Raw genomic sequence first — 17,746 nt, 5'->3', positions numbered from 1 at the left:
TTCACTGAACGAGTGGATGTCCGCTTCGGGTCAATCGCGTTGATCTTCCGCTGCTTGGTCGGGTCCGGTTTGCCATCGCGAGCCGACAGATGGAGGAACGCCGCATTGTGTCGATATTGGGCCAAAAGGAGAAGTAAGCGCGCTCTGCAAGGGGGTGCGAGATGGAGCTAATTCGAGCTATTCGAGTAAGAGAGTGCTTACAAAGTTCCGTGCGAATTGGCTGGGATGTTCTGGATTGTCGCTATTGCGTTCTTGGGCTTTTGTTGGTGGCGCGTAACCCGCGCTCGCGAACGTAGTGCTGAATTGGCAGCAGCGGGGATTTTGCGCTCGCCCTTGTACTGGTTGTCGAACGCGCTGGTCGGCGTGCTATTGGCGCTGGTGCTGTACATCGCCCACGTTCATAATCACTCGCCAGTTCCAGCTTTCCTTTGGCTTGCCGCCATTGCAGTCATGGTGTGTTTGCTCGCTCTCCGCCGCGCATTGAGATGGCGTTATCCCACATAGCTTAGATGCAACTACCGATCGGTGGCCCGTGAGATCACTGGACAATTTTTCCTATGCGGGGTTTATCGCAGCCCTCGGTGCCCTTGGGTTCTTCTTGGGAAATCTAGTTCTTAATTTTGGACTTTGGCAGTTGATCGTCGCTCCCGTCATTGGAGGAGGATTGGGCTGGCTCTGTGGCGTTTGGGTTCTCAGAGAGAGACGCCTTCCCGCGAGTGCCACCATGGCCGACATGAAGTCGGCAATGAAGCGAGACGGCGTTCTCAAGTGACATGTCCGCTTTGGCTCACGAACGGCAAAACTCGAGGTGAGCACAACAGGTCCGCTTTCGGATGCACTGCGACCAGTTGAGCCTGCCATCCGGGCCATGATTCATGGCCACCAGTCGGAAGGGGCCGAAACATGCGCTACGAACTCACAGACAATGAATGGTTTGCCATTGTGCCGATGCTGCCGAATAAGCCGCGCGGCATGCCACGATTGAATGAACGTCGTCCGGCCGAAAAGCACTCGCAGCGATCCGATCTGCTTTAGCCACCTATCTCTGTCGCGCTCGCAACCTCTTCGAACGGTGCTTCAGGCAGTGCCATCGGTGGCGACGTGCTACTACAGGCTTGCAGGAACTACCGTGGCTTCGTCCAACTCGCATCTATCCGCCCTTGGCTGGACGTTGTGAGCCGCGCCCTGGGCCAAAACGGCCCCCTCAACAAGCCACCAACGATCCATGTGAGCCCATGCGGTCCATCAATGGATACTCCTGGGCTCTCCGAGAGCATCAGCAATGGTTTCAATCCGGCAACTTGCAGGATGGAATCAGCTCCTCGAGGTTGGCACTTGGCCCTCAATCCTGTAACCCCACTCGAAACCTTCTCGGGACGGGACGCTCATGACCAAAGCCGCCCACGACGCGGGGCACGCCACTCGCGCGCTGATCTTCGCGCTCGTCGCCCTCGCCTGCGGGCATATGCTCTCCACCTTGCTGCGCACCATTCCCGCGGTGAGCCTGGATCTGATGGCGGCGGATTTCGACATCGAGCCGCAGGCCCTTGCCAGCCTCACGTCGATCTATCCTTTCGCCTTCGCCGCGGCGCAGATTCCGGTCGGAGCTGCGATGGACCGCTTCGGCGTGCGACCGGTGTCGCTCAGCCTGCTTGCGGGAACCGTGTTCGGCGCGATGGCGTCGGGGTTTGCGACCGGGCCTTCGAGCTTTGCCGTCGGGCAGCTGCTGCTGGGCATTGCGACCTCCGGCATGCTGATGTGCCCGATGACGCTGGCGGCCAAGCAATTGTCGGCGGCCCGCTTCGGGTTGTGGTCGGGCGCGATCCTCTCGATCGGCAATATCGGCATGCTGCTGTCGTCGAGCCCGCTCGCCTTCGTTGTGGACGCCTACGGCTGGCGCGCCGGATTCTGGATGGCGGCGATCGGCGGCGTCGCAGTGGCCGCCGCGGTGTTCGCGCTGGTCCCACACCAGCCGGCCGAGCACAAGGACGAGTCCTCGCCGCTCGCGCAGATGATGGAGGTGCTCAGGCTCGGACTCTCACGTCCCTTGCGCGGCCTGATCGCGCTGGCGCTGGTGTCGCTCGCGACCTCGCTGGTGCTGCGCGGCCTGTGGGGCGGTCCGTGGCTGATGGACGTCAAGGGATTGTCGCGGGTCGAGGCTGGCAACCAGCTCGGCGCGTTCACGCTGGCAATGATCGTCGGCCCGCTTTTCATCGGCATGATCGATCGCAGGCTCGGCCGCCGCCGCGCTCTGGTGGCCGGTTCGCATCTGGCAGGCGCCTTGCTGCTGGCTCTGATGGCGCTGGGCGCGCCGCACTACGCGGTCTCCGTGCTGTTCGGCGTGCCCGTGATGCCGCCGTAATACGACCTCGTGCTGTTCGTGCTGATCGGCCTTGCGACCTCCGCCCAGCCGCTGCTGTTCGGCATGTCCAGGCAGCTGGTCGACGCGCAAACCGCGGGCAAGGCGCTCGCGGCGGTCAACCTTGCCTTCTTCCTCGGCGCGGCCTTGATGCAATCGGTCACCGGCGCGGTGGCCGCGCTCGCCGGGCTGCCGGCGGTGCTGCTGTTCATGGCTGCCATGCTGGCGCTCGGCGTGGTGATCTTCTTGGCTTACACCGCGCCAACCCCATAGGATGACGCGGCCCAGCTCGCCAAAGGAATCACCGATGCCTGTCGACACCAAAGCCGCCACCGACCGCCTCATGCGCTTCCTGTCCGTGGAAGGCGTCACCGGACAGGAGGCGGCGATCGGGCGCGAGCTCACGGCGGCGCTCAAGGAAGCAGGGGTGCCGGCGAAGGCGATCCGGCTCGACGATGCCAACACGCGCATCCCGGTGCCGACCGAGACCGGCAACCTCATCGTCGACCTGCCCGGCCGCGGCGCGCTGCACAACCAGCCGCGCATCATGTTCATGACGCACATGGACACCGTGCCGCTCTGCGCCGGCGCCAAGCCGAAGAAATCCGGCCGCAAGATCGTCAACGAAGCCAGGACCGCGCTCGGCGGTGACAATCGCTGCGGCTGCGGCGTGCTGGTGACGCTGGCAGCGGAGCTCGCCAAGCAGAAGCTCGATCATCCCCCGATCACGCTGCTGTTCTGCGTGCGCGAGGAGAGCGGGCTCTACGGCGCGCGCCACGTCAAGCTGGACGAGCTCGGCTCGCCGGTGATGGCGTTCAACTATGACGGCGGCTCGGCTTCCAACGTCGTCATCGGCGCGGTCGGCGCCGATCGCTGGAGCGTCGAGATATTCGGCCGCGCCTCGCATGCCGGCGTCGCGCCGGAGCGCGGCATCTCCGCGACCATGATCATGGCGCTGGCGCTGGCCGACGTGAAGGCCGGCGGCTGGTTCGGCAAGGTGGTGAAAGGCAAGGGCGCGAGCGCGAAGATGGGCACCAGCAATGTCGGCCCCGTCACCGGCGGCGAAGGCCGCCCGGCGGGCGATGCCACCAACGTCGTCACCGACTACGTGCATGTGCGCGGCGAAAGCCGCAGTCACGACGGCAAGTTCTTCAAGGAGATCACCAAGGCCTACAAGGCCGCGTTCGAGAAGGCGGCCAAGAAGGTGACGAACGCGCAAGGCAAGTCCGGCAAGGTCAAGTTCAAGGCCGAGACCGACTATTATCCGTTCCGCATGAAGGACAGCCAGCCCGTGATCAAGCGCGCGGTGGAGGCCGTGTCCGCGGTCGGCGGCACGCCGAATGTGCGCACGGCCAATGGCGGCCTCGACGCCAACTGGATGGTCCGCCACGGCATTCCGACCGTGACCTTCGGTGCCGGCCAGAACGAGGCGCACACCGTCGACGAATGGATCAATCTCGACGAATATGACCGCGCCTGCGCGCTGGCACTGCAACTCGCGACCATGCGGTGAGTTGGGTTTGTAGGGTGGGTTAGCCTTGGGCTGCGCAGCGCGCAGTCCGGGGCGTAACCCACCACCATATCCATCCACGGCAACAGAAGAGGTGGGTTACGCAAGCGTTTGCGCTTCGCGCAACCGCTAGCTAACCCACCCTACGAACCAAAAGAAAAGCAGGGAGGCACCATGCCGCGCATCGCAGACATCGAGACCGGATTCTACCGGATCCCCCTTCCCGTCACGCTCTCCGACTCCACGCACGGCGAGATCACCGCGTTCGAACTGATCACCTGCCGCATTCGCGATGCCGACGGCGCCGAAGGCGTCGGCTACACCTACACGGTCGGCCGCAATGGCGGCGCGACCGCGGACATCCTCAGGCGCGAGATCCCGCCGCTGGTCGAGGGGCGCGAAGCGGAGGACACGGAAGCGATCTGGCATCATGTCTGGTGGGCACTGCATTATGGCGGCCGCGGCGGGCCGGCGGTGCTGGCGCTCTCCGCGCTCGACATCGCGCTGTGGGATTTGAAGGCGCGGCGCGCCAAGCTGCCGCTGTACCAATTGCTCGGCGGTTACGACGCGCGCGTGCCGTGCTATGCCGGCGGCATCGACCTCGATCTCTCCGTCGATGCGCTCTTGAAGCAGACCGACGGCAATCTCGCCAAGGGATTTCGCGCCATCAAGATGAAGGTCGGCCGGCCCGACCTGAAAACGGATGTCGCGAAGGTCGCCGCGATGCGACAGCATCTCGGCGACGGCTTTCCGCTGATGGCGGACGCCAACATGAAATGGACGGTCGAGGAAGCGATCCGCGCCGCGCGTGCGCTCGTGCCTTACGACCTCACCTGGCTCGAGGAGCCGATCATTCCCGACGACGTCGCCGGCCACGCGCGCGTCCTGCAGGCCGGGGGCGTGCCGATCGCGGCGGGAGAGAATCTGCGATCGCTATGGGAGTTCAAGAACTATATCGCCAATGGCGCAGTGTCCTATCCCGAGCCGGACGTGACCAATTGCGGCGGCGTCAGCGCCTTCATGAAGATTGCGCGGCTGGCGGAAGCGTTCAACCTGCCGGTCACGAGCCACGGCGCGCACGACATCACGGTGCACCTGCTCGCGGCCTGCCCGAACCGCTCCTATCTGGAGGCGCACGGCTTCGGGCTCGACAGGTACATCGAGCATCCGCTGGTGCTGCAGGACGGGCTTGCGCTGGCGCCTGACCGGCACGGGCACGGCATCAACTTCGACTGGGCCGGCCTGGCGAAGCTGGCGGGGTAGTGGTCCCTCACCTCTCCCGCTTGCGGGAGAGGTCGACGCGTCCGGGCGATGCGAAGCATCGTCCCGCGCGCCGGGTGAGGGTTCTTTCCTCTCGGGGAATCCCAACGCGAAGACACCCTCTGCCCAACCCTCCCCGCGAGCGGGGGAGGGAGCGCACCTTCTCCGGAGCTGGCACCAAACGACATTGCTGCACGCGAGCCATTCCCCTTCGCCGGATGCGTCGGCCCGACAATCCGCTATGGTAGCGGCAACCGAGAGCTTGCGAAAGTTCCACTGCCTTGACCCCCGAGCTGCACCAGAAACTGACCCAGTGGCGCCGGCATCTTCATGCCCACCCTGAGCTATCGCTCCAGGAAAAAGCCACCGCCGCTTTCGTGCAGGACAAGCTTGCGGAGCTCGGCATTCCCTTCGAGGCCGGCATCGGCGGGCACGGCATCGTCGCGACATTGACGCGCGGGCATGCGCAGAGGCGGGTCGGTCTGCGCGCCGACATGGATGCGCTGCCGATCACCGAGGACACCGGCCTGCCCTATGCCTCCAAGACATCAGGCGTGATGCATGCCTGCGGCCATGACGGCCACACCGCCTCGCTGCTCGGCGCCGCGGCGCTGCTCGCCGCCGACACGAGCTGGAGCGGCGCGGTTGATTTCATCTTCCAGCCGGCCGAGGAAGGCTTTGGCGGCTCGCGCGCGATGGTCGCAGCCGGGCTGTTCGACCGCTTTCCGATGGAGCGGATATTCGGCTTTCACAACTGGCCGGGCCTTGCCGCCGGCACCGTCGCCGTGCACGACGGCGTCGTCATGGCCTCCGGCGGGCGCATCACCATCACCATCGAGGGCCATGCCGGGCATGCCGGCATGCCGCATCTGACGCGCGATCCAGTGGTGGCGGCTGGGCATCTGATCGTCGCGCTGCAATCGATCGTCTCGCGCGGCGTCGATCCGCTCGACACCGCCGTGCTGTCGCTGTGCACGATCGAGGGCGGCACCGCACCGAACCAGATCGCCGGACGCGTCACCATCCGCGGCACGCTGCGCTACCATCGCGAAGAGGTCAAGGACGCCATCCTCGACGGCATCGAGCGCAGCTGCGCCGGCATTGCGACCAGCTTCGGCGTCAAGGTCACGCCCGAGATCGTCTGGGGCGTGGGCGTGGTGATCAACACGCCAGCGGAAGCGGAGCTCGCGCGCATTGCCGCGGAGAAGGTGCAGGCGCCCGTGCGGCGCGACCTCGCGCCCAGCATGGCCGGCGAGGATTTTGCCCATTACCTGCAGCAGCGGCCGGGCGCGTTCGTCTGGATCGGCAACGGGCCGTTGCGCGACGGCGCGGAGCTGCACGGCCCGCGCTACGATTTCAACGATGCGATCCTCCCGGTCGCCTCCGGCTGGATGGCCGAGGTCGCCAAGGCGGCGCTGGCGTCGAACTAGAATATTCAGGAGATCTCGCGCGGCAGCTTCCAATCCGGCCGCGGCTCGAACGTCTCCTCGAGGCGCTCGACATGGTAGCCGTCGGGCAACAATCGGCCGCCCTCCTCGTCCGCAACGGGAACATCGGTCACGATCCCCTCGATGAGGGCGGCTTCCCACACTTCCTTCTCGGTGGGAAAGGGATCGCCGATCTGCTTGTCGCCTTCGAACAGCGCGTACATCGGTTCCGGTCCTGCGTTGATCAAGCTCACGAGCAACGTATCGGCCCCAGGGGCGTTCCCTTCCGGAAGACGACAATGGATGGCACGTGAATCATGGCGCGCGTTCTGATCGGAACCTCCGGCTGGCATTACGCCTCCTGGCGAGGCCCGTTCTTTCCGGAGGGCGTGACGCTGAAGGAGCAGCTGCGCTATTACGCCGGGCAGTTCGACACGACGGAGCTGAACGGGGTGTTCTACCGCACGCCGACGCCGGAGGCCGTGAAGGGATGGCGGGAGCAGACCGGTCGGGATTTCGTGTTCGCCTGGAAGGCATCCAAGTTCATCACGCACTGGAAACGCCTGTCCGACCGCTCCGTCAACAGCCTCGAGCTGCTGGAGGACCGCATCTCGCACCTCGGCGGCAAGGCCGGCCCGATCCTGTTCCAGCTGCCGCCGCAGTTCGAAGCGAACGCGGACCGCCTCGCGTCGTTCTTCAAGCTGCTGTCGCGGAAGCGCCGCTACAGCTTCGAATTCCGGCATCCGAGCTGGTACCAGCCGCGCATCCTGCGGATGCTGGCCGACGAGAACATCTCGCTGTGCCTGTCCGACCATCACGATGCGCCGGCGCCGTGGAAGCGCACGGCGGATTTCGTCTATGTGCGCGGACACGGGCCGGGCGGACGCTATCACGGGCACTACACCAAGGCCACGCTGGCGCAATGGGCCAAGCGCATCAAATCCTGGAAGCGGCAGGGCTGCGACGTCTACGTCTATTTCGACAACGACCAGAAGAGCGCCGCACCGGCCGATGCAAAGGCGTTGAAGCAGTTGCTGTGACGCTAGATGATGCCGCCTTGCCGGAGCGCCGCGACCTCCGCCTTGTCGTAGCCGAGCGCGGCGAGAACGAGATCGGTGTGCTCGCCTAGGGTCGGCGGGCGGCTCGCGATCTCGCCCGGCGTTTCCGACAGCCGAACCGCGGCGCGGGCGACCGGTGCCTGTTTCGGCAGGCCCGGATAGTCGACCTCCTGCATGAAGCCGGCAGCGCGGACATGCGGATGATCCAGCGCCTGCTGCGGCGAGAGCACGGGACCGGTCGGGATCATCGCCTCGCCCAGCGCGTCGACGGCCTCTTGCGTCGTGCGTTCGGCGCACCAGCGCGCCATCCGCTCGCTGATGATGCGGCCATTGTTGCCGCGGCTGATGTCGTCGGCGAAGCGCGGATCGTTCAGCCACAGCTCCTCCTCGCCCATCAGTCTCGTCCAGCGCTTGAACAGCGGATGGCCCGTGACCTGGCACAGCACCCAGCCGTCCCTGGTGCGGTAGATGTCGGCGGGCGCCGAGGTCTGGCCGAGATTGCCTGTCGGCACGCGGTTGACGTTGATGACGGCCTGCTCGATCAGCGTGGCATTGGTGAAGGACAAGGCGGTTGCGAGCAGCGCGCCCTCGACGATCTGTCCGCGTCCGGATTTGCCGCGCTCGATCAGCGCCGCGAGCGTGCCGAAGGCGCAATGCAGCGCGGTGCCGAAATCGACCCAGTTCACCGCGGCCCGGTACGGCGGATCGCCCGCGCCGGTCATGTAGACCGCACCCGACATCACCTGACCGATGCCATCGAAGCCGACACGGTCGGACCAGGGTCCCGGCCCGCCGAACGCGGTGGCCGTGGTCAGGATGATGTCGGGCTTGATCGCCTTCAGCGAGTCGTAATCGAGCTTCATCGCGCGCAACGTCTGCGGCGGCAGATTGGCCACCACGACGTCCGCGGTCGCAATGAGCCGGCGCATCACCTCCTGCCCTTCCGGCTTCATCGGATCGAGCGTGATGCACTTCTTGTTGCGATTGATCTGGAGAAACAGCGCGCCTTCGCCGTTCTCGCCGACCGGCGCCACGAAGCGATCCTCGCTGCCGTCGCGTTTCTCGACCCGAATGACCTCGGCCCCGAACTCGGCCAGCAAGGTCGCGCAATAGGGCCCGGCGATATAGCGCCCGAAATCGAGCACGCGCACGCCCTCCAGAACTCCTCCCATGGTTTCCTTCCCTGTTGTTTCGGCCAGATTACAGGGACTGGCTGCCACGGCAAGGTCGCGGCCAGCATGGGCCATTGCCGCCGGCGCTGCCGGTGGCTCTCGGGATCTCCTATCGGCGAGGCGGCGTCCCGCGGATCAGACGCCGCCGGTGCGGGCGCAGCCGATCGCCTCCGTGAGCACCTGGCGGTCCCCAATGTGATTGGCGAGCAACAGGATCAGCCGGGCGTTCATGCGCAACGCCTGCTCCTCGTCGAGGTCGCGTTGGCTGTTGATCAGCTCCGCGTAGAAGTCGTCGGGATCGGCGATGTTCGGTGAGAGGTTCAGCATCATGCCGCAAGCTCCGTCCGGTCGGCGGTGTCATGGCCCGAGGCGCGCAGCATCGCCCGGGCGATCTTCGCCTCGTCGAAGCCGCTCCAGCGCGCCGCAACATACTGATCGGGGCGGAACAGGTAGGTGGTCCCCGGCGAAGCGCCGTAGCGCTGGGCGAGCAGACCTGTGGGATCCTCGATGTCGCGGCCGACGACGACGAGCTTCGCCGCGAACGGCCCTGCCGCGATCTCGATCCTGTCGCTCACCTCGCCGAACGCCACGACCGTGAAGCCATCACCGAGACAGTGCAGGAACCAGGCCGGCTTGCCATCCATCAAGATGGGCGCATCGGCGGCATTCGTGCCGGGCCGCATGCCGCCCGTCACAGCGTCGTGGTCCTCCGTGTTGAGACTCGACGTCACGTAAGGGGTCGGCGTCGAGAGACGGCCGCTGTTGACCAGCGGCCGCGCAAAGCCGTGATGCCGGGCAAGCTCCAGCACCGCGTCACGGAAATAGCGGCTCGGCTTCGTCTTCGGCGTGATGAAGTCGGTGGCCCGCGTCGAGTTCAGGATGTTGTCGTCGGCGGCGTACGCACGCTCCTCGTGATAGCTGTCGAGCAGCGCTTCCGAGGCTTCGCCGCGCAGCACCATCGCGAGCTTCCAGGCCAGATTGTCGATGTCCTGGACGCCGGTATTGGCGCCGCGCGCGCCGAAGGGCGAGACCTGATGCGCGGCGTCGCCGGCGAACAGCACCCGGCCCTGGCGGAAATTGTCGATGCGCCGGCAGGCGAATTGATAGACCGAGATCCATTCGAGCGTGAACTCGGTATCCGCCCCGAGCATGGCGCGGATGCGCGGAATCACGCGCTCGGGCCGCTTTTCCTCCTCGGGATTGGCCTCCCAGCCGAGTTGAAAATCGATGCGCCAGATGTTGTCCGCCTGCCGGTGCAGCAGCACGGACTGGCCGGGATGGAACGGCGGATCGAACCAGAACCAGCGCTCGGTCGGAAAATCGGCTTTCATGGCGACGTCGGCGATCAGGAAGCGATCCTGGAAGAACTGGCCCGTGAACTCGGCGCCCACCATCTTGCGCACGTCGGAATTGGCTCCGTCACAGGCAATCACCCATTGCGCCTCCATGGAGAAGATGCCGTCGGGCGTTTCCACCGCCAGCGTCGCATGGTCGGCGGCCTGCCTGAGGCTGATGAGACGGTGCTTCCAGCGCAGCTCGATCAGCGGATTGGCCCTGCATCTGGCGACCAACATCTCTTCCAGATGATATTGCTGCAGGTTGATCATGGCCGGCCATTGGTGGTCGGCCTCGGGCAACAGATCGAACTGGTAGGACAGCTGGTCCCGGAAGAACACCTTGCCGACGTTCCAGCTCACACCGCGCTCGACCATGGGCGCCGCGCAACCGAGGCGGTCCCATATCTCGAGCGGACGCTTGGCATAGCAGACCGCGCGCGAGCCGATCGAGACGGTGTCGTTGTCATCGAGCACCACGACGGGCTGGCCGCGCGCCGCGCAATCGAGCGCAGCGGTCAGGCCGATGGGACCTGCGCCGATCACCACGATCGGATGCCGCTTCACGACACAATCGGCCTGCTCCTGGGAGCGCCGATAGCCGAACTTCGGATAGATGTAGCTCATGTTCGCTTCCTGATGCACGGCCAAGGATCAATGCGCGTCCGCGAACTCCTTCTCGTGCATCCAGGCGGTGTGGCGCGGTGGACGCTTGGTGCGCGACCATTCCTCGACCATCTCGTGCGCGACCGACTTCATGCGGTCGATCTGCTCGGGCGTGGCGGTCCAGGCCGCGATCTCCAGGCGATGGCCGCTGGGATCGCGGAAATAGATCGACTTGAAGATGGTGTGATCGGTGACGCCGACGACGTCGAGGCCGGCAGCCTCCGCGCGCGCCTTGGCCTCTTCGAGCGCGGCGAGGTCCTTGACCTGGAAGGCGATGTGCTGGGTCCAGTCCGGCGTGTTGGGATCGCGGCCCATCGGCGGCGAGTTCGGCAGCTCGAAGAAGGCGAGGATGTTGCCGTTCCCGGCATCGAGGAAGATGTGCATGTAGGGATCCGGCGCCTTGGTCGAGGGCACACGGTCCTCGGCGATGGCGCCGAGAAGATCCATGTTCATGACCTTCTTGTAGAACTCGACCGTGGCCTTGGCGTCGACACAGCGATAGGCGACGTGATGGATCTTCTCGATTTTCATGACGTTTCGCTCCCTGGACTTGCGGTTGCGAAATTCGTATCAGATGTTACGATCTCTTGAATTTGATCTGGATCAACCGGCGCGGAAGAATCTGCCGGCTGGACCGGCGGGGCGGACAGCATGACGGGACATTCGGGTGAAGCGCGAGGCAGGGAAGCGACCGGGCGCAGGACGGCGCAGGACGGTCGCGCGCTCGACCTGCAGCAATATTTTCCGTACCGGCTGGCTCGCCTGGCCGAGCAGGTATCGTTGGCGGTGGCCGAGGTCTATTCCGAGCGCTTTGCGCTGACACGGCAGGAATGGCGCGTGCTTGCCATTCTCGGCGCACGTCCGGATATTCCGACCAAGGAGATCGGTCCGCTGACGACGCTCGACAAGATGCAGGTCAGCCGCGCCGTCCAGGGACTGGAGGCGCGCGGCATCGTCAGCCGCAAGCACCACGCGGACGATCGGCGCGAGCTGATCGTCTCGCTGACGCCGGCCGGCCGCGCGCTCTATCGCAAGATCGTGCCGTTCGCACTGGCCCGGGAGGCGGAGCTGCTGGCGGTGCTGACCACCGAGGAAGCGAAGGTGCTCGATCGGGTGATGCACAAGCTGTCGGCAGCGTTGGGATAGCTGGCTCGCGCGTCGTCGCAATGACCACTGTCATGATGAGCGTAGCCGCAACCGTGGCGCGGGGGCTCGCACCCAGCAAAGGCCGGCAAGGAAGATGATGGCCCCGCGCACTGCGACCAAACGTCGGGCCCGTGAAGGCATGCAGGAGACTTGAAGTCGTTCGCCCCGATCCTAAGTTCGAATGCTGCCGGGCCAGGCGTCCGGCGAAACGAAACTCATGCAGAGGATCGAGAAGCCCGCGCGCTGCGCGGGCGCGGAATCGAGGGAAGTCAAATGAGAAAGCTTGCTCTTGCAATCGCCGCGGCAGCAACGCTCCTCATCGGAACGGTTGCGCCGGCTTCGGCCCATTGGCGGGGCCACCATCATCATCACTGGGGAGGCCCGGGCATCGGTCCGGCCGTCGCGCTCGGCCTGTTCACCGGAGCGCTAGCCGCCGCGGCTGCACCTCCCGTCTATTATGCGCCGGTCTATGGTCCGCCGCGCTATTATTATGGCCCCGGATACTACCGGACCGTCCGCTATTATCCGGCGGCGTACCCCTACTGGTATCCCTGGTAGGCTTGAGCCAAGGCCCGGCCTGCAGCCGGGCCTTATCGCTGCCTAAGCCTCCGTTTGCCTGACTACTCCCACGGACGCTTCCCGCTGCGGGCGCGTGCCGCGCCAGGGAACAGAAGGCAGAAGGAGAAGTTCTGAGGATATGATGCAGGTCCGGACCCGTACCGGGCCCGAACGAGCGCGCCAAGACGTGCCTCGGCGACCCGCCCGCGCAACACCATCGGATCTGGATCTCGCATGAACAAGAATGTTCGTTTCAATCTCGGATACGCGCTCGCCGCGATCTTCGCGGTCTTCCTGATTCAGTATCTGATCTCGGCGGCGAACCAGATCGCGGTGATCCCCTATAGCGAATACCAGCAATTGCTACGTCAGGGGAAAGTCGACGCCGTCGGCATCTCCGACCGCACCTTGCAGGGCACATTGAAGGAGCCGCTGCCTGGCGGCCAGAAACAGTTCGTCACCACGCGCGTCGACCAGGACGTTGCGCAGGAGCTGGAGAAGTACAACGTCCGTTTCACCGGGCAGATCGAGAGCACGTTTCTGCGCGACCTGTTATCGTGGGTGATGCCCGTGCTGCTGTTCTTCGGCCTGTGGTGGTACATCGGCCAGCGCATGGCGCAAGGCGGGATCGGTGGCGGGCTGATGGCGATCGGCAAGAGCAAGGCCAAGGTCTATGTTGAGTCCAACACCGGGGTCACCTTCGCCGATGTCGCCGGTGTGGATGAGGCCAAGGACGAGCTTCGCGAGGTCGTCGATTTCCTGAAGAACCCGACCGATTACGGCCGGCTCGGCGGCCGCATGCCGAAAGGCGTGCTGCTGGTGGGACCGCCAGGCACCGGCAAGACCTTGCTGGCGAAAGCGGTCGCCGGCGAGGCCAGAGTGCCGTTCTTCTCGATCTCGGGTTCGGAGTTCGTGGAGATGTTCGTGGGCGTCGGTGCGGCGCGGGTGCGGGACCTGTTCCAGCAGGCCCACCAGAAGGCGCCGGCGATCATCTTCATTGACGAGCTCGACGCGCTCGGCCGCGCCCGCGGCATCGGCCCCTTCGCCGGCGGCCACGATGAGAAGGAGCAGACGCTCAACCAGCTGCTCGTCGAGCTCGACGGCTTCGATTCGCGCTCGGGGCTCGTCATCCTTGCCGCCACCAACCGGCCCGAAATCCTCGATCCTGCCCTGCTCCGCGCCGGACGCTTCGACCGGCAGGTGCTGGTCGACAGGCCCGACAAGAAAGGCCGCATCGAGATCCTCAAGGTGCACATGAAGAAGGTGCGCGTGGCCGAGGGTGTGGACGCAGACGCCGTTGCTGCGCTCACGCCAGGGTTCACCGGCGCGGATCTCGCCAATCTCGTCAATGAAGCGGCGCTGCTGGCGACGCGCCGCGCCGCCGATGCGGTGAGCATGAGCGACTTCAACAATGCGGTCGAGCGCATGATCGCGGGCCTCGAGAAGCGCAACCGCCTGCTCAATGCCAAGGAGCGCGAGATCGTGGCCTATCACGAGATGGGCCACGCCCTGGTCGCGCTCTCGCTGCCCGGGACCGATCCCGTGCACAAGGTCTCGATCATCCCGCGCGGCGTCGGCGCGCTCGGCTACACCATTCAGCGGCCGATCGAAGATCGCTTCCTGATGACCAAGGAGGAGCTGGAGAACAAGATGGCGGTGCTGCTCGGCGGCCGCGCCGCGGAGCTGATCGTGTTCGGGCATCTGTCCACCGGTGCGGCCGACGATCTGCGCCGCGTCACCGACATCGCTCGCAGCATGGTGACGCGTTACGGCATGTCCGAGCGGCTGGGCAGCGTCGCGTATGAGCGCGATCCCGGCAACTTCCTCGCCAGCGCCGACCGGCCCTATCCGACGCGCGAGCGCGACTATGCGGAAGAGACGGCAGCCGCGGTCGACCAGGAGGTCAAGGCCATCGTCGACCAGGTCTTCCAGCGCACTCAGGGTATCCTGAGCACGCGGCGGCCGATCCTGGACCGCGCCGCGAAGAAGCTGCTGGAGAAGGAGACGCTCGAGCAGGGCGATATCGATGCGCTGATCCGGGAGATGCCCCAGGAAGGACTGCGGGCCATCTAGGCTTCGCGCCGGCGTTTCAAAACGCGCCATAGCGCAAGGCTGCCTCAGGCAGCACGCTTGCGCCTGATCTCTGCGGGGAGTTCGATCACCTTCCTGTCTGGTGACGAGCCGTTCGAGATGAGCGGCGCGGGCGCGCCTTCGCTCCTGGGCGCATCGACGCCGGTGCCCGGAGCGGCATGTCCGGCGTGCCATTCGAGCAAGAGATGGCCGGCCACCAACATCACGCCGGCACAAAACAGCGCAAGAGCCGCGCTGACGAGATCACGATAATCGTCCATCCACGAACCAAACATGCGTGCAGCCGAAGCTGCGCCTGTGTCGAGCCACCACAAGAGACGAGCGCCGAACAGATGCTGATCGGCCTAAGGCCGGTCAGCATCCGGTGCAGATGTCGGGAACGATACGACCGGGCGAGAGCTCCCCGCCTCGGCGCCGATTCGGACGGCTGTTCTCAGCATTGCCTGCCGACGTTGCGTCGGAACTGGTCGCAAGCTGCCGGGCGGGCTTAGCCAAGCTTCGCACCTCGCCGCGGGGGTAGTCCGCCTCCTTGGCCTGGAGCGTATTGACCATCCCCAACAAGAGAGCGGCAACGACAATGCCTTTCATCTGTTCATCCCTCCTTTCGCCGGAGCGATGTCGGGAGCGGCCGCTGGCCGCTCCGCCGTCTCAGCTCATCGCGGGCTCCGGACCGCTCCGATCCGGCGGCGTGAGATCGAGCCGGATTCCGGATGGCCCGAGGATCGGCGAGAGCAATGTGTCCACCTTCATGGTCGGGCCGCCCCGTTCCCAGCTCGACCACGGCATCGTCTCCAGGTACGGGATCGGCGGCAAGGCGAGCCGTTCGAAAGCATCCGCGGTCCTGGCGGCAGAGCCGGGGCTTTCGGCCCCAAGGGCCGCAAAGGGCACGAGAGAGAGGCCGGCCCCGACGGCCAAGGCGGCGAAGCGCCGCAACGTCTTCTGGGTGGTTTCCCCGCGAGCGGAGAAAGCACGATCCTTGATCATCTCATCCTCCTTTCGTTTCGAAACAGATCCAAATCGATCAAGCATAGCTCATCGACAGCGGGCCCGGCCGTCAGGCCGGGCCCGCGCCTCTCTAGAAGTCCATCGCAGGCGCGCTTGCCGCTTCGGTCTTCTTCGGCTTGTCGGCGACCAGCGCTTCGGTCGTGATGAGCAGCGAAGCAACCGAGGCTGCGTCCTGCAACGCGGTGCGCACCACCTTGGCGGGATCGATCACGCCGGCCTGGACCATGTCCTGGTATTCGCCCGTCGCTGCATTGAAGCCCCAGGTGTAGGTCTCGTGTTCGAGCAGCTTGCCGACGACGACCGAGCCGTCCTCGCCCGCATTCTGCACGATCTGCCGCGCCGGCACCTGGATGGCGCGTCGCACGATGTCGACGCCGGCCTTCTGGTCGGCATTGGCGGTCTTGACACCGTCGAGCGCCTTGAGTGCGCGCAGCAGTGCCACGCCGCCGCCGGGCAGGATGCCCTCCTCGACCGCAGCCCGCGTCGCATGCAGAGCATCATCGACGCGGTCCTTGCGTTCCTTGACCTCGACTTCGGTCGCGCCGCCCACGCGGATCACCGCAACGCCGCCGGCGAGCTTGGCGAGGCGCTCCTGCAGCTTCTCGCGGTCGTAATCCGAGGTGGTTTCCTCGATCTGCGTCCTGATCTGCTGGCTGCGCGCCTCGATGTCCTTCTTGGCCCCGGCGCCGTCGACGATCGTGGTGTTCTCCTTGTCGACCACGACCTTCTTGGCGCGGCCCAGCATCTTCACCGTGACGTTCTCGAGCTTGATGCCGAGATCTTCGGAGATCACGGTGCCGCCGGTGAGGATCGCGATATCCTCCAGCATGGCCTTGCGGCGGTCGCCGAAGCCCGGCGCCTTGACCGCGGCAACCTTCAGGCCGCCGCGCAGACGGTTGACCACCAGCGTCGCGAGCGCTTCGCCCTCGACTTCTTCCGCAATGATCAGGAGCGGCTTGCCCGACTGCACGACCTGCTCAAGCAGCGGCAGCATCGTCTGCAGGCCGGAGAGCTTCTTCTCGTGGATCAGCACATAGGGATCTTCGAGCTCGACCCTCATCTTCTCCGCGTTGGTGACGAAGTATGGCGAGACGTAGCCGCGGTCGAACTGCATGCCCTCGACCACTTCGAGCTCGGTGTGCAGGCTCTTGGCTTCCTCGACCGTGATTACGCCCTCGTTGCCGACCTTCTGCATGGCATCCGCCAGGAAGCGGCCGATCTCGGTGTCGCCATTGGCGGAGATGGTGCCGACCTGCGCGATCTCGTCGTTGGAGGTGATCTTCTTGGCGTGCGATTTCAGATCGGTCACGATCGCCTGCACGGCAAGATCGATACCGCGCTTGAGATCCATCGGGTTCATGCCGGCGGCGACAGCCTTGGCGCCCTCCTTCACGATGGCCTGGGCCAGCACGGTCGCGGTGGTGGTGCCGTCGCCGGCGAGGTCGTTGGTCTTGGAGGCGACCTCGCGCACCATCTGGGCGCCCATGTTCTCGAACTTGTCCTCGAGCTCGATTTCCTTGGCGACCGTGACGCCATCCTTGGTGATGCGCGGCGCGCCGAACGATTTCTCGATGACGACGTTGCGTCCCTTTGGACCGAGCGTGACCTTCACCGCATTCGCCAGTGTGTCGACGCCCCGCAGCATACGCTCGCGGGCCTCGGTCGCGAACTTCACGTCCTTGGCAGCCATGTTGCTAAACTCCTTTCCTTTCGATGACTGTCAGTTACGCCGCCTTCTTCAGCGTGCCGGCCTGTTCGGCCACGCCGAGAAGATCGCTTTCCTTCATGATCAAGAGCTCCTCGCCGTCGATCTTGACCTCGGTGCCCGACCACTTTCCGAACAGCACCCGGTCGCCGACCTTGATGTCGAGCGGCACGAGCTGGCCCTGCTCGTTACGCCCGCCCGGCCCCACAGCGATGACCTCGCCCTGCTGCGGCTTTTCCTTGGCGGTGTCGGGAATGATGATGCCCCCTGTGGTCTTCTCCTCGGCATCGATGCGGCGCACGAGCACACGGTCGTGCAACGGGCGGAAATGCATGCACATCCTCCTTGCGTAGGTTCAGCGATGTCCAAAATCCGGGTCCGGAACCGGCCCCCGGGCGGCAAACGACCTAGGAACAGGTCGATTTCTGTTCAAGAGGGCCCGGCGGAAATTTTTG

At 65.3% G+C, this 17,746-nt stretch carries 17 protein-coding genes and 2 pseudogenes; 10 read left to right on the top strand and 9 right to left on the bottom strand.

Annotation, left to right across the window (positions count from 1 at the left end):
- Positions 1-225 precede the first annotated feature (225 nt).
- From K408_RS42785 to K408_RS0119105, 6 genes and pseudogenes are all read left to right on the top strand, one after another.
- Entirely contained in the window at positions 226-504 is a 279-nt protein-coding gene (locus tag K408_RS42785) for a hypothetical protein (protein WP_080654887.1), read from the top strand.
- Between the two features lie 399 nt (positions 505-903).
- Positions 904-996 (top strand): annotated as a pseudogene (locus tag K408_RS43430) (IS5/IS1182 family transposase); the annotation flags it as partial.
- Positions 997-1,387: 391 nt separating this feature from the next.
- Positions 1,388-2,632: pseudogene (locus K408_RS38235) on the top strand (MFS transporter).
- A 34-nt stretch (positions 2,633-2,666) separates the two neighbouring features.
- Positions 2,667-3,872 (top strand): M20/M25/M40 family metallo-hydrolase, encoded by a 1,206-nt coding sequence (locus K408_RS0119115; RefSeq protein ID WP_024340207.1) that lies wholly within the window; start codon positions 2,667-2,669, stop codon positions 3,870-3,872.
- A gap of 171 nt (positions 3,873-4,043) precedes the next feature.
- Positions 4,044-5,132: a mandelate racemase/muconate lactonizing enzyme family protein gene (locus tag K408_RS0119110; RefSeq protein WP_024340208.1), complete on the top strand. Its 1,089-nt coding sequence runs from the start codon at positions 4,044-4,046 to the stop codon at positions 5,130-5,132.
- A 278-nt stretch (positions 5,133-5,410) separates the two neighbouring features.
- Positions 5,411-6,559, top strand: coding sequence for an amidohydrolase (locus K408_RS0119105; RefSeq protein WP_024340209.1), 1,149 nt, complete (start codon positions 5,411-5,413; stop codon positions 6,557-6,559).
- A 5-nt stretch (positions 6,560-6,564) separates the two neighbouring features.
- On the opposite strand, the gene K408_RS0119100 is transcribed toward K408_RS0119105, so the two are convergent.
- On the bottom strand, positions 6,565-6,810 hold the full coding sequence (locus K408_RS0119100) for a hypothetical protein (RefSeq protein ID WP_230646650.1): 246 nt from the start codon (positions 6,808-6,810) through the stop codon (positions 6,565-6,567).
- 63 nt (positions 6,811-6,873) lie between these two features.
- Between K408_RS0119100 and K408_RS0119095 the strand changes: the two genes are divergently transcribed.
- Positions 6,874-7,596: a DUF72 domain-containing protein gene (locus K408_RS0119095; RefSeq protein WP_024340211.1), complete on the top strand. Its 723-nt coding sequence runs from the start codon at positions 6,874-6,876 to the stop codon at positions 7,594-7,596.
- Positions 7,597-7,598: 2 nt separating this feature from the next.
- Here the strand turns inward: K408_RS0119095 and K408_RS0119090 are convergent, their stop codons facing one another.
- The 4 genes from K408_RS0119090 to K408_RS0119075 all read right to left on the bottom strand — a co-directional run bounded on the left by K408_RS0119090 (position 7,599) and on the right by K408_RS0119075 (position 11,317).
- Entirely contained in the window at positions 7,599-8,786 is a 1,188-nt protein-coding gene (locus tag K408_RS0119090; protein ID WP_024340212.1) for a CaiB/BaiF CoA transferase family protein, read from the bottom strand.
- A 135-nt stretch (positions 8,787-8,921) separates the two neighbouring features.
- On the bottom strand, positions 8,922-9,116 hold the full coding sequence (locus K408_RS0119085; protein ID WP_024340213.1) for a DUF2783 domain-containing protein: 195 nt from the start codon (positions 9,114-9,116) through the stop codon (positions 8,922-8,924).
- A complete protein-coding gene (locus tag K408_RS0119080; RefSeq protein ID WP_029674153.1) occupies positions 9,113-10,747 on the bottom strand; it encodes an FAD-dependent oxidoreductase in 1,635 nt (544 codons plus the stop codon). Before K408_RS0119080 ends, K408_RS0119085 begins: the two co-directional genes overlap by 4 nt.
- A 27-nt stretch (positions 10,748-10,774) precedes the next feature.
- Entirely contained in the window at positions 10,775-11,317 is a 543-nt protein-coding gene (locus K408_RS0119075) for a VOC family protein (protein ID WP_024340215.1), read from the bottom strand.
- 120 nt (positions 11,318-11,437) lie between these two features.
- Here K408_RS0119075 and K408_RS0119070 point away from each other — a divergent pair, with 120 nt between their 5' ends.
- The 3 genes from K408_RS0119070 (at position 11,438) to ftsH (ending at position 14,563) form a co-directional block, all read left to right on the top strand.
- The gene (locus tag K408_RS0119070) at positions 11,438-11,932 is read left to right on the top strand and encodes a MarR family winged helix-turn-helix transcriptional regulator (protein WP_024340216.1); all 495 of its coding nucleotides are present in this window, start codon (positions 11,438-11,440) and stop codon (positions 11,930-11,932) included.
- Between the two features lie 273 nt (positions 11,933-12,205).
- Positions 12,206-12,490 (top strand): hypothetical protein, encoded by a 285-nt coding sequence (locus K408_RS0119060; RefSeq protein WP_024340217.1) that lies wholly within the window; start codon positions 12,206-12,208, stop codon positions 12,488-12,490.
- A 234-nt stretch (positions 12,491-12,724) separates the two neighbouring features.
- The gene (ftsH, locus tag K408_RS0119055; RefSeq protein ID WP_024340218.1) at positions 12,725-14,563 is read left to right on the top strand and encodes an ATP-dependent zinc metalloprotease FtsH; all 1,839 of its coding nucleotides are present in this window, start codon (positions 12,725-12,727) and stop codon (positions 14,561-14,563) included.
- Between the two features lie 44 nt (positions 14,564-14,607).
- On the opposite strand, the gene K408_RS38230 is transcribed toward ftsH, so the two are convergent.
- From K408_RS38230 to groES, 4 genes are all read right to left on the bottom strand, one after another.
- Positions 14,608-14,841, bottom strand: coding sequence for a hypothetical protein (locus K408_RS38230; protein WP_024340219.1), 234 nt, complete (start codon positions 14,839-14,841; stop codon positions 14,608-14,610).
- Between the two features lie 388 nt (positions 14,842-15,229).
- Positions 15,230-15,565 (bottom strand): hypothetical protein, encoded by a 336-nt coding sequence (locus K408_RS38225; RefSeq protein WP_024340221.1) that lies wholly within the window; start codon positions 15,563-15,565, stop codon positions 15,230-15,232.
- 91 nt (positions 15,566-15,656) lie between these two features.
- Entirely contained in the window at positions 15,657-17,276 is a 1,620-nt protein-coding gene (groL, locus tag K408_RS0119035) for a chaperonin GroEL (RefSeq protein WP_024340222.1), read from the bottom strand.
- A 34-nt stretch (positions 17,277-17,310) separates the two neighbouring features.
- Complete coding sequence (gene groES / locus K408_RS0119030) at positions 17,311-17,625, bottom strand: co-chaperone GroES (RefSeq protein WP_024340223.1); 315 nt, start codon at positions 17,623-17,625, stop codon at positions 17,311-17,313.
- Positions 17,626-17,746 lie beyond the last annotated feature (121 nt).

This window comes from Bradyrhizobium sp. in8p8, assembly GCF_000426845.1.
Lineage (GTDB): Bacteria > Pseudomonadota > Alphaproteobacteria > Rhizobiales > Xanthobacteraceae > Bradyrhizobium > Bradyrhizobium japonicum_C.
The sequence above is the reverse complement of the archived record's forward strand: the minus strand, read 5'-3'. Positions and strand labels throughout refer to the sequence as shown.